We start from the raw sequence: 22,357 nt of genomic DNA on the forward strand, positions 1-22,357 counted from the left end.
GGACTCCGTCACGCGCATCAGCCCCCCCGAGCCATTCGCCCCGCACAAGTGGGGCGACACCGTCAAGTCTACCGGAGAGCCTCACAACTACTCATGATTTTAAGGGGGTTGATGAGAAGAACGGTGAACTTGCCGGGATCGCGCCGGCGCACATATCACCCCTCGGCCACTTTCAGGCCGGCCGCCGGCCATCGAGGCTTCGCCCCGGACGGTGCCGTACCGCGACGAACCGCACGGGCGTACCGGGCGCGGCCTGCGCCGCCGCCGGGAGATCGCGCTCCGCCACGACCGCGATCACCGGATAGCCGCCGGTGGTCGGACGGTCGGCGAGGAAGACCAGCGGGCGGCCGTCGGGCGGCACCTGCACGGCGCCCGTCACCATGCCCTCGCTGGGCAGCTCGGCGGCGACGGCACGTTCCAGGGGCGGGCCCTCCGTGCGCAGCCCGATCCGGTTGCTCGCCGCCGACACCCGGTAGACGCGGGTGGCCAGCGTGCGCAGGGCCGCGCTCGTGAACCAGTCGTCGCGCGGTCCGAGCCGTATCCGCAGCACCAGTTCGGCGGGCGGGGCCGGCGTGGGCACCCCGTCGACCGGCGCCGCGCGCCCCGTCACCGGGCCCAGCGGCAGGACCGTACCGTCGCGCAGCGGCGCCGGACCCAGGCCCGAGAGCAGATCAGTCGACCGGCTGCCGAGCACCGGCTCCACCGCCACCCCGCCGCCGAACGCCAGATAACTCCGGACCCCGGAGACGACCCTCCCCACCTCCAGCAGCGCGCCCGCCGGAACCCGCACGGGAGCGCCCCAGGGGGCGGGGCGCCCATCGACCAGGACCGGGCACGGCGCCCCGGCGACCGCCGCGGTCACCGCGCACCGCGGCCGTACCGCACAGCCGTCGAGCGTCGTCTCCAGCGCCGCGGCACCCTCCGGATTGCCCACCAGCCGATTGACCAGCCGCAGCACGGGCGGATCGAGGGCCCCGGAGCGTGGCACCCCCAGATGGGCGTGGCCGTACCGGCCGAGGTCCTGCACGGTGGTCAGCGCCCCTGACCGTACGACGGAGAGCGCCCGGTCCGTCATCGGCCGGCCGCCGTCGCCGTCGCCGTGGCCGTCGCCGTGGTTGTCGTCGTGGTTGTCGCCACGAAGCGCACCCGCGTCCCGGGCGCCAGCAGCGCCGCCGGCACCCGCTCCGGGTCCCACAGGACGGTGTCCGTCGTCCCGATCAGCTGCCAGCCGCCGGGCGAGGAGCGCGGATACACCCCGGTGTACGGGCCCGCGAGAGCGACCGAACCCGGGGGGACGGCGGTACGGGGAGTGGGCCTGCGGGGTACGGCGTACCGCGCGGGCAGCCCGGTGAGATAGCCGAAGCCCGGCGCGAATCCGCAGAAGGCGACCCGGAATTCGGCCGCCGAGTGGATGCGCGCCACCTCCTCGGGCGGCACACCCCACAGCGCGGCGACCTCCGCCAGATCCGGACCGTCATAGCGGACCGGCAGTTCCACGGTGTCCGGCAGCCGCACGTCCGGCGCCTCGGACCGCCAGCCGTCCAGCCCCACGGCGAACCCCGCCGGATCCTCCAGACCGTCGAGCAGTACGGTGCGAGCCGCGGGGACGATCTCCCGCACCGGCGGCAGGGCGCCCGCGGCACGGCGGCGCAGCAGCTCGGCGTGGAACGCCGCCGTCTCCTCGCCGTCGGCCAGTTCGACGAGGAGCGCCCGGTCGCCCACCGGCAGCGCCCTCATACGAAGGACTCCACCCGGACACCGGCGGCCTCCAGCCGGCGGCGCACCCGGCGGGCGAGATCCACCGCGCCGGGGGTGTCGCCATGCAGGCAGAGCGAGCGGGCGCGGACGCCGACGGACCGTCCGTACAGGGAGGTCACCACGCCGAACCGGGCCATCGACACGGACCGTTCCACCACCGTCGAGGCGTCCGTGATCACGGCGCCGTCCTGCCCGCGCGGCACGAGCGTGCCCTCCGAGGTGTAGGCCCGGTCGGCGAACGCCTCGGTGACGATGGGCAGTCCGGCCTTCTCCGCCACGTCATGGAGCAGGGAGCCGGGCAGCCCGAGCAGCGGCAGCCGCTCGCCGGTCAGCAGCACGCCCTCCACGACGGCCTCGGCCTGCTCCGCGTCATGGACCACCCTGTTGTAGAGGGCGCCGTGCGGTTTGACGTAGGCGACCCGGGCGCCCGCCGCCTTCGCGAACACCTCCAGCGCGCCGATCTGGTACGCGATCTCGGCGGCCAGCTCATCCGCGGGCACCTCCATCGAGCGGCGGCCGAAGCCGGCCAGATCGCGGTACGAGACCTGGGCGCCGATCCGGACCCCGCGCTCGGCGGCCCAGCCGCAGACCCGTCGCATGGTGGCCGCGTCCCCGGCGTGGAAACCGCACGCCACATTGGCGCTCGTGACGACGGAGAGCAGTTCCTCGTCGTCGGTCAGCCGCCAGCGGCCGAAGCCCTCGCCGAGGTCGGCGTTGAGGTCGATGGACGCCCAGGTCATGGAGTCACCTTCCGATCGGCTCGGATACGAGCAGTTCGCGGCCACGGGTCTCGGGCAGCCCCAGCAACGCGACCACCGCGAGACCGTAACCGACCGCCCCGAAGACCAGCGCGCCCCCTACCCCCCAACTGGTCGCCAGGAAGCCGACGAGAGTGGGGAAGAGCGCGCCCACGGCCCGCCCGGTGTTGTACGTGAAGCCCTGGCCCGTACCGCGCACCGCCGTGGGATACAGCTCGCTGAGGAACGAGCCGAAGCCGCTGAAGATGGCCGACATGCAGAAGCCGAGCGGGAATCCGAGGACGAGCAGCAGACCGTCCGCCCCCGACGGGATATTGATGTACGCCAGGATGGCGACGGCGGACAGGACGGCGAAGATCGCGATGTTCTTCTTCCTGCCCAGCCGGTCGGTGAGATAGCCGCCGGTCAGATAGCCGATGAAGGCCCCGCTGATCAGGAAGGCCAGATAGCCGCCGGTGCCGACCACCGTGAGGCCGCGCTCCGTCTTGAGATAGGTCGGCACCCACGTGGCGAGCGTGTAGTAGCCGCCCTGCACGCCGGTGGAAAGCAGCGTCGCGAAGAACGTCGTACGCAGCAGATCCGTGCGGAAGATCGCGGTGAACGAGCCCTTCCGCGCGCTCTCGCGGCGCTGTGCCGCGGCCTCGGGCGCGTCGTGGACGTTCCGTCGTACGTAGACGATCAGCAGGGCCGGCAGCGCGCCCGTCCAGAACATCACGCGCCACGCGGTGTCCGCGTCGAGGAACTGGAAGACCAGCGTGTAGACGACGACCGCGAGCGCCCAGCCGGCCGCCCAGGCGCTCTGGACGGCGCCGAGCGTACGGCCGCGGTGCTTGCCCGAGGCGTACTCCGCGACGAGGATCGCGCCGACCGCCCACTCGCCGCCGAAGCCGAGCCCCTGGAGGGCGCGGAAGACCAGCAGCGTCTCGTAGTTGGGCGCGAATCCGCAGAGCACGGTGAAGACCGCGTAGGTGATGACGGTGATCATCAGGGCCTTGACCCGGCCGATGCGGTCGGCGAGCACCCCGGCGATCGCCCCGCCGATGGCCGAGACGACGAGGGTGACGGTGGTGAGCAGCCCCGTCTGGCCGCTGTCGAGGCTGAAGTACGCGGCGATCGCCACCATGGACAGCGGCAGCGTGAAGAAGTCGTACGAGTCCAGGCCATAGCCGCCGAACGCGCCGGCGAACGCCCGGCGCCCCTGCGGCCCCAGGGCCCGCAGCCAGGCGAACGCGCCGTTGTCCTCGGGAGATCCGTCCTTGCTCAGACGTGCTTGGGTGATGCTCATCTGCACCTCGCAGGAAGGGGAGTGTGCTGGGACCGTGAGCTGAGAAGACCGTAGAGGATTGTTCAACGATCCGACAAGGCTCTTGTTGTTTCGTTCTTGCTTCTACGATGAGTCCGTACGCGAACGGAGACGGAAGAGGGCGCTGTGGCGACGAGCGGGACCGAACTCGGCGAGCTGGCGGACGACCGCCCCCTGCTGGGCCGTACCAGCACGGCGGAACGGGTCGCGGACATCCTCCGCACGCGTATCGCGGAGGGGTATTTCCAGCCCGGCGAACGGCTCTCGGAGGAGTCCATCGGCAAGGCGCTGGTCGTCTCACGCAACACGCTGCGCGAGGCGTTCCGGCTGCTCACGCACGAGCGGCTGCTCGTCCATGAACTCAACCGCGGAGTCTTCGTGCGGGTGCTCGCGGTCGAGGACGTCGAGGACATCTACCGCACACGCCGGCTGATCGAATGCGCCGTCGTACGGGGCCTCGGCGAACCCCCGTTCGCGCTCGACGGTCTGGAGAAGGCGGTCGCCAACGGCCGGCGCGCCGCCCGGGAGGGACGGTGGAAGGGTGTCTCGACGGCGAACATCCACTTCCACCGCGAACTGGTCGCGCTGGCGGGCAGCGTACGCACCGACGAACTGATGAGCGCCGTACTGGCCGAACTACGGCTCGCCTTCCATGTGGTGGACGACCCGCGCCTGCTGCACGAGCCGTACCTCGTACGGAACCAGCAGCTTGTGGAATCCCTGGGATCCGGTGACAGGGACGGCACGGAACGGATGCTCGCCACCTATCTGGACGACTCGCGCGAGCAGCTCGTGGAGGTGTACGCGAGGCTCGTCGCCGAGGACGGGACGGAGTGAGACGGGGACCGCTTCCGCACCGTTTCGCCCGTTGTCAGTGCGAGGACATAATCTGTGCAGCGTGACTTCGCCTGCCTCGACGGACCTCGTTCCGCCCCAGCTCAGCGCGGGGCCGCGACCCGCACAGGGCCCGGCCGCCGACGAAGGGCTCGCGCGGCGGCTGCGCGCGCTCGCCTGCACCGCACCGCTGCACGACCTGGACACCCGCAAGGCCAATCTCGCGGGTGAGTACTCCGTCTACGCGATGGCCGAGATCGCCCTCTCGGCCATCGACCTGGTCACGCTCAACATGGACTTCGACACCGGCGCCGACCACGAGCAGATCGTGTCCAGACTGCTGCCACGCGTCGCCGCGCAGGCGCCCCGCCGCCCGGTCGCGGAGCATGAGCGCGTCGCCCGCTGGGTGCTGGAGAATCTGATCAACGTCGGCAGCGTGGACCGCGGATTCCGCGCGGTCTACGGCACGTTCGGCACCGACGGCGTCTACACCCGCAGGGACTACGACTTCAAGCTCATCGAAGAGGTCCCGGGACACGGCGGCAGCGTCTTCCTGCGAACCACCGACGAAGCGGTCAATGTCCTGGTCGGCGCGCTCGACACGGACGTCACCAGCGCGCAGATCGCCGCCGAGGTCAAGCTCGAAGTGCTGATCAACCGCGGCCGGCTGGCCGACGCCCAACTCGCCGCCGAACAGGCCAGATACCGCACCGTGCAGTACGCGGAGACGCTCCGCAGGACACTGGAGGCGACCCGCCGCAATGTACGGGCGGTCGACTGGCTCAACGCCGTACCGGACCTGATCGACGAAGCCCTCGACCATGTCGCCGACCGGTACCGCCATGAGAACGCGATCCTGACCAATATCCGCAAGGCCCGCGACGAGGCCGAGACCGGCGCGGACCCCAGGACCGCGGAGCACAAGCGGCGCGCGGCCGAGCTGGTCGACATCGTCAAGGACTGCATCCGCCGGCACACCCAGCTCCAGTCCCGGCTGCTGGAGGCGGGCCCCCTCTTCCGCGCCGAACAGGACCGGCAGGCCTTCGCCCGGCCCACCGCCCACACGGGCCTCGACCTGTACGGACAGCTGCTCGCCCCGCTGCTGCCGCTCCCCGTCGAGCGCGCGACCCCCGTGACAGACGCGTTCTTCACCCACGGCACCGGTCTGCGCACACCCGTCTCCGTCCGCGTCGGCGATCTGATCGACCTGCTGCTGACGCCACCGGTCGAGCGGGAACACCTGGGCGCGGAGATGCCGGAACCGGACCTGATCGCGACCCCGGACGACAGCCGCTTCAGCGAAGAGCAGCTGGCGAGCGCGAAGGAACTGCTCGCCCTGGAACACGACGCCCCGCGCCGCCTCTCGGGCCTGCTGGCGGAGGCCCGCCGCCGCGACCCCGAACTGCCGTATCTGGTGGCCCTGCTGGCCATCCACGCGGCGAGCCCGCCGGTGGGGACGGCGTACCGGCAGGGGGAGGAGAGCCTGCTGTTCGCGGTGGACGACGGCACGCGGCTTGATGACTGGGAGTTCGGCGGGGCGGACCTGATCGTAGGCACGGTCCGCTTGGGCGCGGTCCGCTCGGGCGCGGCGCGTTTTGGGGACGCGTGAGTTGTGGCTGGGGCCGGTTTTCGTGTGCGGTGCGCCTCCGGCGGGGTGCGGGTGCGGTGCCGGGGCCGGTTTTCGTGTGCGGGTCCGTCGTGGTGCCGGGGGCGTTTCGGCTGGGCCGGTGGTTGTGTGCGGGTCCGTCGTGGTGCCGGGGGCCGGGGCCTCCGGAGGTCCGTGTCCGGACTGCGCTGCGTTCGATATGCGACTCCGTCGCGTGGTCACCGTGCTTCGCACGAGCTGCGACGCTTTACGTCCGGACACGCACCTCCTCCGACCCCGACCCCCTCGCGTCACCGACCACGCGGCCGTGCCCGAGGCGGGCGAATCCTCACCCACTCACCCCGCCGGGACGGCGATTGGCCGGGGCCACCGGGCCGCACCCGTCCCCAGCACCCCGCCGAGGCGGCGCTTGGAGGCGACCACCGGGGGGAGGGGGCCGGGGTCGTAGGAGGTGCGTGTCCGGACACTAAAGCGTGATTTGTGGCGCGCGGCCGCCCGAACCATCGTCTGGGCAGGGTCGCGCCGTAAATCATGCCGTCCGGACATGTACCTCCGGAGGCCCCGGGCCCCGGCACCAGCCACGACAACCGCAACCCGCACAGCGCACCCGCACGAGGAGACACCGTGAGCGACCACCCCGCCGCGTGGGCCGAGACCGGCGACGCCGACGCGACGGCCGAGACCGCGACGTCACCCGCGACCGCCGGCTCCGCCGGCCACGTAACGCCCGCCGACGCCGCCGACGCCGCCCGCCTCGTCTCCTTCGGGCTCCAGCCCAAGCTGCTCCCCGCCCGCGATGCCGAGTACGCCGAACTGCTTCGCCGCTACCGCGAAGACCCCGCCTTCGCCCGCGTCGCCGACGCCGTCGCCACCGGCTTCGGCCTCGTCGTCCTGGAGGTCTCCCCCCGTGCCGGCATGGCCGTGACCGCGGGCGAGGACTCGGTCTTCGCCGTCCGCATGGGCGACTACGCCCGCCGCGCCGCCACCGACTCCGCCGACCGCTTCCTGCACGGCCTCGCCCATCTCGCCGTCGCGGCCATGGCGTTCCCCCGCCCCGCCGACCTCGCCGATGACGGATACATCGGCCGGATCACGGTCAACGGCGTCGACGCGTTCGTACGGCAGGCCTGCCGCCGGCTGGAGGAGCGCGCCGAGGAGGAGGGGGAGAACACCGACCCGTCGACCGGCGAGCCAGGACTGGAAGCGGCGTGGCGGATCTACGCGCGGCGCAGTGCCACGGGCGCGACCAAGGACGCTCGCAGGCTGGCCGGTTCGACCACCGGCATCGTCGGCAAGGCCGTCGCGTTCCTCACCGAATCCGGTTTTCTCCAGCGCACCGGCGACGATGCCGGCGGCGCCTACCGCACCACCGCCCGCTACCAGCTCCAGGTCCGCGACATGGCGGGTCACGCTGCCATGGCCGAGCTGCTTGAGCTGGGCGTCGTCCCCGTCACCGACGGCTCCGCCACCCTGCTGCCCCCGCCCGAGGGCGATGATCTGGAGCTGGCCGCCGACGCCGGTCTGCCGTTCCACGCCTGAACCCGCCCCACCCCCCACCACGACGAGAGTCCCGCCATGTACGAGCTGTCCCGGGTCCGCCTCTACTCCATCGGGCCTGCCGGTGCGCGCTACGCCGACACCGTGCTCGATCTGCGTGGAGTGGGCGCGCCCGTGCCCCACCCCGCCCCCGCCCAGGCGGAGTTCTTCGAGGAGGAGCCGGTCGGTCCGCCGCGCCGTCCCGCCCCGGCGGGCGTGCTCTTCCTGGAGAACGGCGGCGGCAAGTCCGTACTGCTCAAGCTGATCTTCTCGGTGATGCTGCCGGGACACCGCAACACGCTCGGCGGCGCCAGCTCCGGTGTGCTGCGGAAGTTCCTCCTCGCGGACGACTGCGGCCATGTCGCGCTGGAATGGCAGCACACGCTCACCGGTGAACTCGTGGTGGTCGGCAAGGCCAGTGAGTGGCGCGGCCGTCAGGTGTCCAACGATCCGCGGAAGTTCGCCGAGGGCTGGTACTCCTTCCGGCCGGGCCCCGGGCTGAGCCTCGACTCCCTGCCGGTCGCGGAGTCCACCGCTGTCAGGCCGCCGGTGGAGGGTGCCTCGGGCGCTCGGGGGAGGCGGCGCACGATGAAGGGTTTCCGGGACGCCCTGACCGAGGCGGGCAAGTTCTATCCGCATCTGGACGTCCACTGGGAGGAGATCCACGACCGCTGGAACGAGCACCTCGGCGATCTGGGCCTCGACCCCGAACTCTTCCGCTACCAGCGGGAGATGAACGCCGACGAGGGTGAGGCGGCGGGCCTCTTCGCGGTCAAGAAGGACTCCGACTTCACCGATCTTCTGCTGCGGGCCGTCACCGACACCCGGGACACGGACGGGTTCGCGGACCTCGTCGGGGGTTTCGGCAACAAGCTCGGGCGCCGTGCCGAACTCACCGCGGAGCGCGACTTCACGGCCGGTTCGGTCGATCTGCTCGGCCGGATCGTGGAGGCGGCCGACACCCGTGCTCGCGCCCGTGACATCCACGCGGGCGCCGAGCGCCGGGCCCGTACGCTCGTACGGCGGCTCACGGCCCGTGCCGCCGAGGAGCGGGAGCGGGCCGCCGACCTCGCCCAGCAGATGACCGCCGCCGCCCATACGGTGACCTCCGCCGAGCAGGAGCGCGGCCGATGTGCGCTGATCGCGGCCGAACTGGCCTACCGGCACGCCTCGCTGGCCCTCACGGTGGCCGAGAAGCGCGCAGCCGCGCAGCGGCGCGAGCTGACGGACGCCCGTACGCTGCACTCCGCCTGGCAGGCCGCCGAGGCCGTACTGCGCCACCGCGCCGCCGCCGACCGCTCGGCGCGCGTGGCCGTCGCCATCCGGGAGGCCGAGCGTGACGCCGCGCCGGCGCTGGCCGCGCGGGCCACCGCGGCGGCCGATCTGGTACGCGCGCTGCACGCCGCCGCCGAGGACGGCGAGCGTCTGGCGAACGAGGAGGAGGAGCGTTCCGCCGCGCTCCAGGAGACGGGAGAAGCCGCCCACCGCGACGCGACCTCAGCCGCCACCGAAGCACAGCGCGCCCGCAGCGAGGCCGGGCATCTGCGCCAGCGTCTCGCGGAGGTGGGACAGGAGACGGCCGAGGCGGTACGGGCGGGCTGGCTCGACGACACGGCGCCCGACGCGGATCCGGCGCGCGCCGCGCTGGCCGCGAGCGACGCGGAGAAGTCCGCGGTCGCGGGCTGGGACACCGCGCGCGAGGCCGCGCGCACCGCCGCCGACCGGGCGAGGGAGGCGGCGTCCGAGGAGTCCCGCGCCGAACTGGCCGCCGCCCGCGCCGCCGACGCCGCACAGGCCGCGGAGCACGCGTACGACGCGGAGCGCCGCGCGGCGGAGTCGATCGCCCAGGACGAGCGGCTGGCCGGACTGCTCGGCCTGTCCGCGACGGCCGCCACCCCGGCCGCGGTCCCCGCACCGCGCGACGGCACCGGGGACCGGGAGACGGACACCCCCGCCAGGCACTCCTCCCGGCGCCCCGCCGAGGGGCCGCTGAGTCCGGAGGATCTCGACCGGTACGCCGACGAGCTGCGCGAACTGCTCGACCAGGGCATCACCTCGGCCGAGCGGCAGCTCTTCGAGCTGCGCACCGCCGCCGCCGACGACTCCCGTATCCTCGGCGCGCTCGGTGACGGCGGGCTGCTGCCGCCGGGGCCCGATGTCCTCGCCACCGTCGAATACCTCGGCGAGCACGGCATCCCCGCCCTCCCCGGCTGGCGCTATCTTGCGCAGGCCGTCGACCCGGGCGACCACGCCGCCGTGCTGGCGGCGAGACCCGAGCTGGTCGACGGCGTCGTGATCACCGACCCCGCCTCCCACGCCCGTGCCCGCGACGCCCTCGCGGGCGCCGCCCTGCTGCCACGCTCGGCCGTCGCCGTGGGCACCGCCGCCGCGCTGCTGGCACCCGTACCGGGCCCCGGCTCCGACGGCCCCGCGGACAGCGGGGTGTTCCTCGTACCGCCGAACCCGGCCATGCACGACGAACACGCCGCCGACGAGGAACGCCAGGCGCTGCGCAGCCGGGCGGCGGCCCGCGACGAGGAGATCCGGGTGCTCGCGGCCCGGCTCACCGGCGACCGCTCGCTCGCCGCCCGGCTCGGCTCCTGGCGCGCCGACTGTCCGCCCGGCATGCTCCTGGAGCTGGCAGCCGCCGCCGGGGCGGCCAGGGAAACGGCCGAGACGGCAGGCGCGACCCTCGCCGAGGCCCGTACGGCGCGCGCCGAGGCGGACGAGGCCGCCGCGGACACCGCGCGGGTGCGCGACGAACGGCAGGAGGCCGCCCAGCGCGCCCGCCGCGCCGCCGACGCTCTGGCGGGTCTCGCGTTCCGGCTCAGGGAGCGCTCGGGATGGCAGGCGAAGCTGCGCGAACTGGCCGACGACGCCACCGAGTCCGAGGCGCGCGCGACCGTGTGCCTGGAGCGGGCGCGCGCCGCCGACGAGGACCGCAGGGCCGCCCAGCGGGCCGCCGACGACGCCCGGCGCACCGCCCGTGCCCTGCGCGCCGAACGCGCCGAGATCGCCGGCGCCCCGGAGAACATCCCCGCACCGGACGCGGATGCCCCGCGTGCCGCGCTGCCCGCCCTGCGCGAGGCCTATCGCGCGGCCTCCCAGCTCTACGAGAAGGTGGGCGTCGGCGCCGATCTGCGGGCCGAGCAGGCGCGCGCGGAGAGCGACGAGAGCGCCGCGCTCGCCGAGCTGGACCGGCTCACCAACAAGGTCCGTACCCGCGCCGCCCAGCTCCTCGAATCCACCGACGGCGCCGACGGCCCGTCCCGGCAGGCCGCGGCCGCCCGCGCCGAGTCGCTCGTCCAGATGCTGGAGTCGCGCGCGTCCACCGCGAGCGAGCAGCTGGGCCGGTTCCGTGGCGAGGCGGAGCGGCTCGCCCCCGAGGACGGCGACGCGCACACCGAACTGCCCGCGGAGCTGGTCCCGGCCGACGCCGAGCAGGCGCAGACCCTGCTCCGTACCGCCACCACCGAACTGGCCGTACGGACCGACGCGCTGGAGACCGCGCGGGCCGCGCACGGCGAGCTGCTGTACGCGCACCGCGCCGCCGAGGACGGGGCGGGCGGCTTCGACGAGACCGCCGCCCTGCTGCGTGATCTGCTGCGCGGCGCGGCGGCCGACGAGCACGACCCGAGGCGCGCCGACGAGGAGGCGCGGACACCTGAGCCGTACCCCGGCACGCCGGAGGAGGCGCGGCACTCCACGGCCGAGGCCCGCCGTTCACTGCGGGCCTGCGCGGCCGACCTCTCCGCGGCGGAAGCCGGCGTACGGGAAGCCTGCGATGTGCTCGTACGGCACGCCAACGCCACCCGCTACGAACAGGTCCGCACCCCCGCCCGTCAGCAGATCCGCGAACTGCCCGCGTCCGCGCTGCCCGAGCACGCCGCCGCGTGGGCCCAGGCGTTCGCGCCCCGGCTGCGCGTACTGACCGACGAGCTGGCGCAGTTGGAGCGCAACCGCGACTCCATCGTGGACCGGCTGCGCGGGCTGGTGGAATCCGCGCTGACGACGCTCCGTTCGGCGCAGCGGCTCTCCCGGCTGCCCGAGGGGCTGGGGGAGTGGTCCGGCCAGGAGTTCCTGCGGATCCGCTTCGACGAGCCGGACCGTACGACGCTCACGGAGCGGCTCGGCGAGGTCGTCGACGAGGCGACCCGCGCGGCCCTGAGGAAGAACTCCGATCTGCGCAGGGACGGAATGTCCCTGCTGCTGCGCGGAGTTCAGGCGGCGCTCCAGCCCAGAGGCGTCGCCGTCGAGATCCTCAAGCCCGATGCCGTACTGCGCGCCGAGCGGGTCCCGGTCGGACAGATGGGCGATGTCTTCTCCGGTGGCCAGCTGCTCACCGCCGCGATCGCCCTCTACTGCACGATGGCCGCCCTGCGCAGCAATGACCGGGGCCGTGACAAGCACCGTCACGCGGGCACGCTCTTCCTCGACAATCCGATCGGCCGTGCCAACGCCACCTATCTGCTGGAACTCCAGCGCGCGGTCTCCGACGCCCTGGGGGTGCAGCTCCTCTACACCACAGGACTCTTCGACACGACCGCGCTCGCCGAATTCCCGCTGGTCATCCGGTTGCGCAATGACGCGGATCTGCGCGCGGGGCTGAAATACATCAGCGTGGAGGAGCATCTGCGCCCCGGCCTGCCGGAGCAGGACCCGGACGGCGAGACCGTGCACGGGGAGATCACCGCGACACGGATGTTCAAACGGACGCCGGAGCCCGTCGCGGAGTAGCGCCACCGGCCGCCGGGGCGCCGACCGTCGGGGCACCGGCGGTCTGAGCGCCGGCTGCCCGGGAGTCGGCTGCCCGGGATTCGCCCTCCGCGGGGTCGCCCTCCGCCGCGTTCATCTCCGGGGCACCGGCGCTTTTGTCCGTCCGGGCCCCGCGGCCTATTCCGCCCCCTCCGCGGTCCGCACTCCGCGCGGCGGCCCGCGCCGCGCGCCTGGCCCTGCGCCGCTCCCGGCGCAACTGGCGCGCGGTGCTGCTCGGTACGGACACCACGCCGTTGCGCTGCTTCCACATCTGGCGCGTCACCCATACGTCCAGTACTCCCCAGGTCGCCACCACCGTGGAGGCCACACTGCTCAGCACCATCGGAAACGCCAGCCAGGAACCGGCGAGCGTACTGAGAAACGCGATGGTGGCCTGAATCAGTGTGACCGCGGCGATGATCACCGCGCGTACAGCGGCCGTTCTGACCGCGTCCGGCATGCGATACCGCTTCGCGGGCTCCTCGACCCAGAGTCCGCGGGACACCTCCGCGAACCCCTCAGCCGACGCCGCACCACGCCGCTCATCCGTCCCCATGGACCGTCACTCCCCACCCAAGTCCGTCTCAAGGGTGACTGCCCGGCTCGCTCCGCTTCACGCCGGCCATGGAACCGAATGTGATACGCGAAACCGCCCGCAGTGCTCCCAACCAACCCCTGATCCCCGCACACAAGGACGAATGGGAGCGCCGGAAGATTCCCGGAACGATCGGCGAACATTGAGTTTCGGCCATCTGCTCCGGCCGGATATCTACCGTCCCGTCTGCTCTTTGCCCTCCACGTCAAGGAAGCCAACTCGCCGAATACCAGGACAACTCATGATCAAGGTGCCAGGGGGCGGCCGAAAAACATCCGGATGTGTCTTCGAGTTGCCGGTGCGACAGTAGTAGGCTCGCGCCGTTTGTTGACGGAGAATCTCCCGCAACCGGGCGGGAGATCGAGCTGGGGGAGGCCATGCGCTTTCGCGGGAAATCCATCCGCCGGAAGATCGTGGCGCTGCTGCTCGTGCCGCTCGTCGCGCTGACCGTCCTCTGGGGACTGGCCACCACGCTCGCCGGCAGCCAGGCCAAGCAGCTCATCGATGTCAGACATGTCATCAAAACCGTCGGCAACCCTGTCGAGGAGATGGTCGGTGTTCTCCAGAGCGAACGACGGCAGTCGCTCATCTTTCTGGCCGACCCCACGGCCGCGGACTCACTGACCGAACTCCGCGCCCGGCGTGGTGACACCGACCGGGCCCTGGACACGGTCGGCAAAGCCGAATCAGCGGTGCTCAACCGCATGGATGACATCTCGACCGAGCGGTACACCCGGCTCGGCGACTCCCTCGAAGGCCTCGGGCTGATGCGCCGCTCCGTGGACGAGTCCACGGTCACCCGCGAGAAGGCGCTCGCCTTCTACAACGGACTCATCGACCCCAGCCATAACTTCCTGGCCTCTCTGTACGGACACGAGGACGTCGACGGCGACAACTGGGGCCGGGCGCTGATCGGATTCGACCGCGCACGGGAGATGCTCTCCCGCGAGGACGCGCTCGTCGCCTCCGCGCTGATCGCGCGCAGAATGTCACCCGAAGACATCCGCGGCACCTCCGACCTGGTCGCGAGCCGCACGCTGCTCTACGAGACCAACCTCGCCGACCTGCCGCTCTCGGACCGCGCGACGCTCGAACAGTACTGGCGGACCCCCGCCACGCTCGCGCTGCGTGAGGCGGAGAACCGTCTCATCGCGGCGGGCGCCACCGAGCGTCCGAAGACGGTCGACGCAGCCGGCTGGCAGCGGATGACGGCCTCGGTCCTGGAGGACCTGACCCGCGAGAGCGACGAGGCCACCGAGCTGTACCGGGAGCACATCGACCCCGTACGCACCGACATCTTCGTACGGGTCGGCTTCGCCGCCGCGCTCGGACTGATCGCCCTCCTCGTCTCCATCATCGTGTCCGTACGCGTCGGCCGTGATCTGATCCGCGACCTCTCCGCGCTCCGCAAGGAGGCCCACGAGGTCTCCGGCGTACGCCTGCCCAGCGTCATGCGCCGGCTCGCCGCGGGCGAACCGGTCGACGTGGAGACCGAGGCGCCGCGGCTCGACTACGAGAGGGACGAGGTCGGCCAGGTCGGCCAGGCGCTCAATACGCTCCAGCGCGCCGCCGTCGAAGCGGCCGTGAAACAGGCCGACCTCCGGCGCGGTGTCTCCGAGGTGTTCGTCAATCTCGCCCGGCGCAACCAGGTCCTGCTGCACCGTCAGCTCACGCTCCTGGACACGATGGAGCGCCGTACGGAGGACACCGAGGAGCTGGCCGACCTCTTCCGGCTCGACCACCTCACCACCCGTATGCGACGGCACGCCGAGGGTCTGGTGATCCTCTCCGGAGCCGCCCCCTCCCGGCAGTGGCGCAAGCCGGTCCAGCTCATGGACGTGGTGCGCGCGGCGGTCGCCGAGGTGGAGGACTACGAGCGCATCGAGGTCCGCAGGCTGCCGCGCATCGGCGTCGGCGGCCCCGCGGTCGCCGACCTCACCCATCTCATCGCCGAACTCCTGGAGAACGCCACGGTGTTCTCGCCCCCGCACACCGCGGTGCAGGTGCACGGCGAGCGGGTCGCCAACGGATTCACCCTGGAGATCCACGACCGCGGTCTCGGGATGGCCCCCGAAGTGCTGCTCGACGCGAATCTGCGGCTCGCCGAGACCCCCGAGTTCGAACTGTCCGACACCGACCGCCTCGGGCTCTTCGTGGTCAGCCGGCTCGCCCAGCGGCAGAACGTACGTGTCTCGCTCCAGCCCTCCCCGTACGGCGGGACCACCGCGATCGTGTTCCTGCCGGTCGCGCTGCTCACCGACGCGCCCGAGACCGAGGGCATCGGCTTCCGGCTCGACCGCAAGACCACCACGGACCGTGGCCGCCATCGCGCCGACGGCGGTGGTGGCGGTGGCCGCCGCACCGCGCTCGCGCAGGTCCCCGCGGGACTGGGCAGCGACCCGTCCGTGCTCGACGGTCCGGTCGAACTCGAACCTCCGGTACGCGCTCTCGAAAGGGAGAGCGGGCCACTGCTCGGCGGAGGTGACGGCATCACCGATATCGATGACACGGAGAGCGAGCGCGGCGGACTGTTCCGCGCGCGGGAACATCTCCGCGACTCCAGTCTTGAGGTTCCGTACGTCGGCGACGACGCACGCGACGCGTACGGCGGCCGGGACACCGGCGACGCCCGTGACGGGCTGCTGGGCCGTGACGACGCGCGCGGCCCCCGGGACGACGCGAGGGACTTCCGCGACCGGCGCGACGGCCGCCCCGTCCCGCCGCCGCGCGGCCGGCACGGACAGCCGCCGCGCCCGACGGACGCCACCGCGGGTCAGTCCGAGCGCCCGGCGGGACTGCCACGGCGCAAGCCCCCGACCCTGGTCGTGGACCGCGGCCGGCGCGTGGACGAGCCGGGCCGCGCCATGCCCGCCGCGGCCCCGGACCCGGCGGCCGGCGGAGCGGGCCGCACCTGGTCCGGCGTACCGGCACAGCCCACGCGCTCCTCGGCACCGGGCGAGCCGGCGGCCGACGGGCCCCCGCCCACGATCGACGGACTGCCCCGCCGGGTTCGGCAGGCCAGTCTGGCCCCGCAGTTGAAGGACACCGCTCAGGACCGTGGCACCGACCGCTCGCCCGCCACGGGCCAGGACGCCGAGCGGGACGCGGACGAAGTACGCAGCCGCATGGCTTCGCTCCAGCGGGGCTGGCAGCGTGGCCGTCGGCAGAACGATGCCGAGGACTCCACCGGCCCCGGCGAGATACAAGGAACCACATCGGAGGGGGACGGTCGATGACCGCACCGAACGCCGCAGCACGCCACTCCATGGACCCCAACGCCGTCGGAGAGCTCAACTGGCTCCTCGACGAACTCGTGGACCGGGTCGCCAGCATCCGTAAAGCGGTGGTGCTCTCCGGTGACGGACTCGCCACCGGAACGTCCAAGGACCTCACACGCGAGGACGGCGAGCATCTCGCCGCCGTCGCCTCCGGCTTCCACAGCCTCGCCAAGGGCGTGGGCCGGCACTTCGAGGCGGGCAAGGTCCGGCAGACCGTGGTGGAGCTGGACGACGCGTTCCTCTTCGTCACCGCGGCGGGCGACGGCAGCTGTCTGGCCGTCCTGTCCGACGCGGACTCCGATGTCGGACAGGTGGCCTACGAGATGACGCTCATGGTCAAGCGGGTCGGCGTCCACCTGGGTACGGCGCCACGGACCGGCCTGCCCGCCGGAGGGTGAGCGGGCCCCGATGAGCGACGGAGATCAGGATCAGCAGCACTGGTTCGACGGTGAAGCCGGACCGGTAGTACGCCCGTACGCGATGACGCGCGGCCGCACCAGCAGCACGACGCGCCACCGGCTCGACCTGATCGCGCTCGTCGTCTGTGAACCCGCGGCCGGTGACCCCGGCCGGGACCAGACGCTCTCCCCCGAGCACGTGGAGATCGTCGAACGCTGCTTCACCAGCCCCCAGTCGATCGCCGAGCTGGCCGCGGGCCTCGACCTCCCCGTCGGGGTGGTCAGGGTCCTCGTGGGCGATCTGGTGGAGGACGAAATCGTGCACGTAACCCGTCCCGTTCCGCCGGCCGAACTGCCGGATGTGAGCATTCTCCGCGAGGTGATCAATGGTCTTCGGGCGCTCTAGCCACAGGCAGCGTCCGGCCGAACCGGTGACGCTGAAGATCCTGGTCGCCGGGGGCTTCGGGGTGGGTAAGACCACCCTCGTGGGCGCGGTCAGCGAGATCAGACCGCTCCGTACCGAAGAGGTGCTGAGCGAGGCCGGCCGGCCCGTCGACGACGTCGAGGGGGTCGCAGGCAAGACGACCACCACGGTCGCCATGGACTTCGGCCGGATCACACTCCGCGAGGACCTGGTGCTGTATGTCTTCGGCACCCCGGGCCAGGACCGCTTCTGGTTCCTCTGGGACGAGCTGGCCCAGGGCGCCCTGGGCGCCGTCGTGCTGGCCGACACCCGCCGCCTCGCGGACTCGTTCGCCGCCGTCGACTACTTCGAACGGCGCGGCATCCCGTTCACCGTCGCCGTCAACTGCTTCGAGGGCGCGGACCGCTTCCCGAGCGAGACCGTACGGTCGGCACTCGACCTCGACCCGGAGGTCCCGCTGGTGATGTGCGACGCGCGCGAACGCGAGTCCGTCAAGGAAGTGCTGGTGGCGGTCGTGGAGCACGCCATGACGCTGGCCGCGCGGCAGCGCGAGCACGCGGCCACGACCTGACCCGGCGCGTCAGGGGCGGTTCGCGGCCAGCCACTTGGCGGCCGTCTCCGCCAGCTCCCGGTCGCGGCCCGCCAGCATCATCCGGATCATCCGCGCATCCCCCCTCAGCGACCAGGCCGGATGGCCGAAGGTGGCGGGATTGTTCTTCTCGATGAGGAAGTGGGCGGGCCAGGCCGTCCCGTAGCCGATCAGCGGCAGCGCCGCCACATACCGCTTCCGTCCGCGTGCCAGCCCGTAGGCACTGACCGCGAGCCCGGTGAGCGTGCCGGTGAGATGGAGCCAGCGCGTCGCCGACTTGGAGTGCATGGCGACGTAGTAGGGCCAGAACTCCTCGTACGAATCGAACGTCCGCGGCTCGACCGGCTGTCGCTCGTTCGTCTGCCGCTCACTCGTCCGATGCTCATATGTTCGCTGCGCCATATGGGCACCGTAATGGCTTTCCCGTGAACCGGATACGGGTCCAGCGCGTCCCACTGGGAGATGGTCGGCCGGAGCGCACGGGGGTGGCCCCGGCCGGCCGTCGTGTTCCCGTCCCGCCGCCGCTCTCAGCTCCCCATCACCGAACGCCATGCCACCGGGAAGTCGAAGTAGCGGTCAGGGAAGACCTCCGGCTTGTGTGTGAAGTGCCACCACTCCTCGGGCAGATTGGTGAACCCCACACCGGCCAGCGTCGACTTCAAGAGCTGCCGGTTCGCGCGCTGCTCGCCCTGGACGCGCGGATCATCGGTGTGCGCGAGCGTGTCGAAGCAGTCGAAGCCGGTGCCCATGTCGACGGAGTTGTCGGGGAACCGCTCGGCCTTCGGCCCGTAGCAGGGAGCCAGCTTCTCGCCCGGCACATAGGGCCGCGTCGGCGGGGCCGGCAGCTTGACGAGCGTCAGATCGACGGTGCTGCCCCGGCTGTGCCCGGACTTCTCCGCGATGTAACCGTCCGCGAACAGCCGCGACTTGTCGACCCGAGGATAGAACTCCGGCTTCATGCGCTCGTCCTGGAGATCCTCGGCCCACTGTACGAAGTGATCGACGGCCCGCTGCGGCCGGTAGCAGTCGTACACCTTCAGCGAGTAGCCCTGCCGCAGCAGCTTCCGCTGCGCGGTGCGCAGCGCCTCGGCGGCGGGGCGGGTGACGAGACAGACCGGCTGCCGATAACCGGCCACGGGCTCGCCCACGAAGTTGTGCGGAGTGAGGTAGCGCATCTCCTGGATGATCGTCGGCGCGACCGTGCGCAGGGCCACGAACTCCTTCGGTGCCACCGGTTCCGGCGTGGCCCGCGCGGCGGGTGCGGTGGCGGCGACCGTCAGCAGGGCGGCGGCGGAGGCGGCCAGGACGCGGAGTGCGGATATGAGACGTGTCATGGGCACCTTCGTCTATCAGCTCCGGGGACCGCGGGGAAGAGCGATCGGATACGGTCCGCGCGCGTCCGGTACAGTCCGCGCGTGTCCGAGTCCCAGAAGAAGCCCGCGAAGGCGCATTCGCACTGCGGCAGCTGCGGAACGCCGTACCCGCCGGGAGCCGGCTGGCCCCGCACGTGCGCGGCCTGCGGTGCCACCGCCTATCTCAACCCGCTGCCCGTCGCCGTCGCGCTCCTGCCGGTGACCGACGAGAAGGGCACCGCGCTCGTCGTCATCACCCGCACCATCGAGCCCGCGTACGGCGGTCTCGCCCTCCCCGGCGGTTTCATCGAACGCACCGAGGACTGGCGGCACGCCGTCGTACGGGAGCTGAGGGAGGAGACCGGTATCGAGGCGTCCGCGCACGACGTACGGCTCGCCGACGCGCTCAGCTCTCCGGACGGCCATCTGCTGCTCTTCGGGCTGCTCCCCGAGCGTCGGGCGGACCGGCTGCCGCCCTCGGTCCCGACCGAGGAGACCGCGGGCCGGCACCTGCTGCGCGGCCCGGCCGAGCTGGCGTTCCCGCTGCACACGGACGTCGTACGGGCGTGGTTCGCGGGCCGCTACGGGACGGCGGGCACGGCGGTACGTCCCTGAGCGACGAGCGCCCCGACGGACTCACCGATCCGGCCCCGGCGCCTACAGACCTTGCCCGGGGCCCCTGCCTACGGGCCTTGCCCGCCCTCCCGACTACAGGCCTCGCCCGCGGCCCTCGCTCCGGGCCCGGCTCACCGTCCGCGTACCCGGACCGCCCACTCCGGCTCCACCGCGCCCCCGTCCGTCACCCGCTCCACCCGGACCTCGCCGTTCACCAGCCGCGAGGTGTAGCGCTCCACCTCCGCCACCTCCGCCACCCCCGGCCCGTCGCCCGGATCCCGTACCACCAGACCACCCCCCGAGCGCCCCGCGGCGGGCGCCCACACCTCCAGTTCGGGCCGGCCGTCCTCGCCCTGTACCGGAATCACCGCACCCGCCCGTGCCAGGACGGGGATATGTGACCGGGGCGCGTCAAGCAGCACCTGGCCGGGGCCCTCGTACGCCTTCTCCGTGACCGTGTCGTACCACCGGCCGCGCGGCAGGCGCACCGCCCGCCGGTCCGTGCCGCGCTCCAGCACGGGCGCGACCAGCAGCGCGTCGCCGAGCAGGAACTCGTCCTCGCAGTCACGCAGCGCCCGGTCCTCCGGCGCCCCCCACCACACCGGACGGACGTACGGCGCCCCGGTGAGCCGGGCCAGCTGAGCCAGCGTCACGAAGTACGGCCGCAGCCGCTCCCGCCCGGCGAGCGCGGCCCGCGCGTGTTCGAGCACCTCGGGGCCGAACTCCCAGGGCTCCCTGCGCCCCGCGTCGATCGCCGCGTGGGTACGGAACAGCGGCAGATACGCGCCCAGCTGGAACCAGCGCAGATACAGCTCGGGGCTCGGACTTCCGTCGAAACCGCCCACGTCAGGACCCGAGTACGGCACGCCGCACAGCCCGAGCCCCAGCACCAGCGAGAGCGACGCCCGCAGCCCCGGCCAGCCGGTCGACACATCGCCGGACCAGGTGCCGCCGTACCGCTGCATCCCGGCCCAGCCGGAGCGCGAGAAGAGAAAGGGCCGCTCGTCCGGCCGCAGTCGCCGCAGCCCTTCATAACCGGCCCGCGCCATGGTGAGTCCATACACATTGTGGGCCTCGCGGTGGTCGCCGCCCCTCCCCTCCAACTGATGCCTGGCCGAGCGCGGCAGGGTCGTGTCGCCGAACGGCGCGAAGGACACCGGCTCGTTCATGTCGTGCCACACCCCGGCGAACCCCTGCGCCAGCCGCTCCTCGTAGAGCCCGCCCCACCAGTCGCGCACCGCCGGATCCGTGAAGTCCGGATAGACGCACTCGCCGGGCCAGACGACACCGTGCACCTCGTGCCCGCGCCCGTCCCGTACGAACGCGCCGGCCGGACCGACCGCGCGCCCGCTCTCGTACACCTCGTTCCCGAGCTCCGCCTTCACCGCCGGATCGACGATCGAGACCAGCCGGACCCCGTCCGCGCGCAACTCCTCGGCGAGCCCCGGCAGATCGGGGAAGTGTTCGCGGTCCACGGTGAAGACCTGATGCGCGTCGTAGTGGTCGATGTCGAGATGGAGGGCGGACAGCGGCAGCCCGCGCTCCCGGTACCCCGCGACCACCCGCCGCACCTCCTCCGCGCTGCCGAACCCCCAGCGCGCGTGCTGCGGCCCCAGCGCCCAGGAAGGGGGCGGTACGGGCGCTCCGCTCAGCGCCGTCCAGCTGTGCAGCACCCGCGCGGGTGTACCGGTCACCACCCAGCAGCGCAGCGGTCCGCCGTCCATCCGGAGCTCGCTCGTGCCCGGCCGGTCGTGCCCGGAGCCCGCGCCCTCCTCGCCCTCCCGGAGCGTGACCCGGCCGTCCCACGAGTTGTCGTGGAACGCCAGATGCGTTCCGGCGTCGGCGACCACCAGCTGCACGGGCATCGTCACGTACAGCGGATCGTCGTCGGGGCCGAAGGCACCGCCCGGATCGGTGTTCCACAGCCGGTACGTCCCGTCCCGCAGCCGGGGCCCGGAGCCGCGCCCGCCCAGGCCGAAGAAGCGCGCGTCGGCGGACACCTCGCTCCGCTGCACCCAGCGCGCCGTCCCGCCCGCGACCGGCTCCCACCAGCGTGGCGGCAGCTCCCGGCGCAGCACGACCCCACCCGGGGTACGGACCTCGACCCCGCCGTTGCGCGAGATCGCGACCGTCACCCGCTCCGACACGACCCGCCAGCCGCCGTCCTTGTCGGGTTCGAGCCCGGCCCGCGGATCCGGCTCCGGTGGCTCGTCGGCGAGCGCGTACGAGGGCAGCGGCTCCGCGCCGTCCCATCCCCAGAAGACGGCGCCGCCCACCATGACGCACACATGCAGCTCCGCGCGCTCGAACCGTACGGTGCCCCCGCCGGGCAGCGGCTCGGCGCCCGTGACCGGCCCGGGCACCCGGGCCCGCTCGGGACCGCGCGGCGCCAGCTCCCTGGCGTCCGTCCGCCGTTGGCGCCAGGCCGACCGCACCGCGCGCAGCCCTCGCACCGAACCGAACAATTTTATCGAACGCACCAGTTCACGACCGTCCATGCTGCTCAGCCTGCCATCCGTCCGGAGCCTCGGATGCTCCGTTCAACTCCCGTTCACC

General features: G+C 72.6%; 17 protein-coding genes. 9 read left to right on the forward strand and 8 right to left on the reverse strand.

The window, feature by feature from the left end; all coding sequences use genetic code 11:
- Nucleotides 1-172 precede the first annotated feature (172 nt).
- From AB0M67_RS11865 to AB0M67_RS11880, 4 genes are read right to left on the reverse strand one after another with little or no spacing between them, the layout of a single operon-like run.
- Nucleotides 173-1,075, reverse strand: a complete 903-nt coding sequence (locus AB0M67_RS11865) for a biotin-dependent carboxyltransferase family protein (RefSeq protein WP_365745106.1) — start codon at nt 1,073-1,075, stop codon at nt 173-175.
- Nucleotides 1,072-1,737, reverse strand: a complete 666-nt coding sequence (locus AB0M67_RS11870) for an allophanate hydrolase subunit 1 (protein WP_365745108.1) — start codon at nt 1,735-1,737, stop codon at nt 1,072-1,074. The genes AB0M67_RS11865 and AB0M67_RS11870 overlap by 4 nt, the downstream gene beginning before the upstream one ends.
- The gene (locus AB0M67_RS11875; protein ID WP_365745110.1) at nt 1,734-2,498 is read right to left on the reverse strand and encodes a 5-oxoprolinase subunit PxpA; all 765 of its coding nucleotides are present in this window, start codon (nt 2,496-2,498) and stop codon (nt 1,734-1,736) included. Before AB0M67_RS11875 ends, AB0M67_RS11870 begins: the two co-directional genes overlap by 4 nt.
- Nucleotides 2,499-2,502: 4 nt before the next feature.
- Nucleotides 2,503-3,801: an MFS transporter gene (locus AB0M67_RS11880; protein ID WP_365745112.1), complete on the reverse strand. Its 1,299-nt coding sequence runs from the start codon at nt 3,799-3,801 to the stop codon at nt 2,503-2,505.
- Between the two features lie 144 nt (nt 3,802-3,945).
- Here AB0M67_RS11880 and AB0M67_RS11885 point away from each other — a divergent pair, with 144 nt between their 5' ends.
- The 4 genes from AB0M67_RS11885 to AB0M67_RS11900 all read left to right on the forward strand — a co-directional run bounded on the left by AB0M67_RS11885 (nt 3,946) and on the right by AB0M67_RS11900 (nt 12,532).
- Nucleotides 3,946-4,656 carry a GntR family transcriptional regulator gene (locus AB0M67_RS11885; protein WP_365745114.1) on the forward strand — a complete coding sequence of 237 codons (711 nt, stop codon included), beginning with the start codon at nt 3,946-3,948 and terminating at the stop codon, nt 4,654-4,656.
- 61 nt (nt 4,657-4,717) lie between these two features.
- The gene (locus tag AB0M67_RS11890) at nt 4,718-6,262 is read left to right on the forward strand and encodes a hypothetical protein (protein WP_365745116.1); all 1,545 of its coding nucleotides are present in this window, start codon (nt 4,718-4,720) and stop codon (nt 6,260-6,262) included.
- A gap of 621 nt (nt 6,263-6,883) precedes the next feature.
- Nucleotides 6,884-7,798: a hypothetical protein gene (locus tag AB0M67_RS11895; RefSeq protein WP_365745118.1), complete on the forward strand. Its 915-nt coding sequence runs from the start codon at nt 6,884-6,886 to the stop codon at nt 7,796-7,798.
- Nucleotides 7,799-7,834: 36 nt separating this feature from the next.
- Complete coding sequence (locus AB0M67_RS11900; protein ID WP_365745120.1) at nt 7,835-12,532, forward strand: hypothetical protein; 4,698 nt, start codon at nt 7,835-7,837, stop codon at nt 12,530-12,532.
- Here the strand turns inward: AB0M67_RS11900 and AB0M67_RS11905 are convergent.
- The gene (locus AB0M67_RS11905; RefSeq protein WP_365745122.1) at nt 12,501-13,106 is read right to left on the reverse strand and encodes a hypothetical protein; all 606 of its coding nucleotides are present in this window, start codon (nt 13,104-13,106) and stop codon (nt 12,501-12,503) included. The two genes, AB0M67_RS11900 and AB0M67_RS11905, sit on opposite strands and share 32 nt — an antisense overlap.
- 416 nt (nt 13,107-13,522) lie before the next feature.
- On the opposite strand from AB0M67_RS11905, the gene AB0M67_RS11910 reads away from it, so the two are divergent.
- The 4 genes from AB0M67_RS11910 to AB0M67_RS11925 are packed head-to-tail and all read left to right on the forward strand — an operon-like array spanning nt 13,523 to nt 17,816.
- Nucleotides 13,523-16,381: a nitrate- and nitrite sensing domain-containing protein gene (locus AB0M67_RS11910; RefSeq protein ID WP_365745124.1), complete on the forward strand. Its 2,859-nt coding sequence runs from the start codon at nt 13,523-13,525 to the stop codon at nt 16,379-16,381.
- A complete protein-coding gene (locus tag AB0M67_RS11915) occupies nt 16,378-16,821 on the forward strand; it encodes a roadblock/LC7 domain-containing protein (protein ID WP_365745126.1) in 444 nt (147 codons plus the stop codon). The genes AB0M67_RS11910 and AB0M67_RS11915 overlap by 4 nt, the downstream gene beginning before the upstream one ends.
- 10 nt (nt 16,822-16,831) lie before the next feature.
- The gene (locus AB0M67_RS11920) at nt 16,832-17,227 is read left to right on the forward strand and encodes a DUF742 domain-containing protein (RefSeq protein WP_249950953.1); all 396 of its coding nucleotides are present in this window, start codon (nt 16,832-16,834) and stop codon (nt 17,225-17,227) included.
- Nucleotides 17,208-17,816, forward strand: a complete 609-nt coding sequence (locus AB0M67_RS11925; RefSeq protein WP_365745128.1) for an ATP/GTP-binding protein — start codon at nt 17,208-17,210, stop codon at nt 17,814-17,816. The genes AB0M67_RS11920 and AB0M67_RS11925 overlap by 20 nt, the downstream gene beginning before the upstream one ends.
- A 9-nt stretch (nt 17,817-17,825) precedes the next feature.
- Here AB0M67_RS11925 and AB0M67_RS11930 read toward each other — a convergent pair whose 3' ends face one another.
- Both AB0M67_RS11930 and AB0M67_RS11935 read right to left on the reverse strand, forming a co-directional pair.
- On the reverse strand, nt 17,826-18,236 hold the full coding sequence (locus AB0M67_RS11930) for a DUF962 domain-containing protein (protein WP_365745130.1): 411 nt from the start codon (nt 18,234-18,236) through the stop codon (nt 17,826-17,828).
- 125 nt (nt 18,237-18,361) lie between these two features.
- Nucleotides 18,362-19,168: a M15 family metallopeptidase gene (locus AB0M67_RS11935; RefSeq protein ID WP_365745132.1), complete on the reverse strand. Its 807-nt coding sequence runs from the start codon at nt 19,166-19,168 to the stop codon at nt 18,362-18,364.
- Between the two features lie 81 nt (nt 19,169-19,249).
- Between AB0M67_RS11935 and AB0M67_RS11940 the strand changes: the two genes are divergently transcribed.
- The gene (locus tag AB0M67_RS11940; RefSeq protein ID WP_365745134.1) at nt 19,250-19,801 is read left to right on the forward strand and encodes an NUDIX domain-containing protein; all 552 of its coding nucleotides are present in this window, start codon (nt 19,250-19,252) and stop codon (nt 19,799-19,801) included.
- A gap of 131 nt (nt 19,802-19,932) precedes the next feature.
- Here the strand turns inward: AB0M67_RS11940 and AB0M67_RS11945 are convergent, their stop codons facing one another.
- Nucleotides 19,933-22,299, reverse strand: a complete 2,367-nt coding sequence (locus AB0M67_RS11945; protein WP_365745136.1) for a TIM-barrel domain-containing protein — start codon at nt 22,297-22,299, stop codon at nt 19,933-19,935.
- Nucleotides 22,300-22,357: the final 58 nt, after the last annotated feature.

Origin of the sequence: Streptomyces sp. NPDC051662, from assembly GCF_040681655.1 — a bacterium.
Taxonomy (GTDB): Bacteria; Actinomycetota; Actinomycetes; order Streptomycetales; family Streptomycetaceae; genus Streptomyces.

Coding starts and splice junctions, on each gene's coding strand:
- AB0M67_RS11910 (WP_365745124.1), top strand. CDS start 13,523: ATGCGCTTTCGCGGGAAATCCATCCGCCGGAAGATCGTGGCGCTGCTG.
- AB0M67_RS11900 (WP_365745120.1), top strand. CDS start 7,835: ATGTACGAGCTGTCCCGGGTCCGCCTCTACTCCATCGGGCCTGCCGGT.
- AB0M67_RS11865 (WP_365745106.1), bottom strand. CDS start 1,075: ATGACGGACCGGGCGCTCTCCGTCGTACGGTCAGGGGCGCTGACCACC.
- AB0M67_RS11870 (WP_365745108.1), bottom strand. CDS start 1,737: ATGAGGGCGCTGCCGGTGGGCGACCGGGCGCTCCTCGTCGAACTGGCC.
- AB0M67_RS11915 (WP_365745126.1), top strand. CDS start 16,378: ATGACCGCACCGAACGCCGCAGCACGCCACTCCATGGACCCCAACGCC.
- AB0M67_RS11920 (WP_249950953.1), top strand. CDS start 16,832: ATGAGCGACGGAGATCAGGATCAGCAGCACTGGTTCGACGGTGAAGCC.
- AB0M67_RS11925 (WP_365745128.1), top strand. CDS start 17,208: ATGGTCTTCGGGCGCTCTAGCCACAGGCAGCGTCCGGCCGAACCGGTG.
- AB0M67_RS11875 (WP_365745110.1), bottom strand. CDS start 2,498: ATGACCTGGGCGTCCATCGACCTCAACGCCGACCTCGGCGAGGGCTTC.
- AB0M67_RS11945 (WP_365745136.1), bottom strand. CDS start 22,299: ATGGACGGTCGTGAACTGGTGCGTTCGATAAAATTGTTCGGTTCGGTG.
- AB0M67_RS11935 (WP_365745132.1), bottom strand. CDS start 19,168: ATGACACGTCTCATATCCGCACTCCGCGTCCTGGCCGCCTCCGCCGCC.
- AB0M67_RS11880 (WP_365745112.1), bottom strand. CDS start 3,801: ATGAGCATCACCCAAGCACGTCTGAGCAAGGACGGATCTCCCGAGGAC.
- AB0M67_RS11905 (WP_365745122.1), bottom strand. CDS start 13,106: ATGGGGACGGATGAGCGGCGTGGTGCGGCGTCGGCTGAGGGGTTCGCG.
- AB0M67_RS11930 (WP_365745130.1), bottom strand. CDS start 18,236: ATGGCGCAGCGAACATATGAGCATCGGACGAGTGAGCGGCAGACGAAC.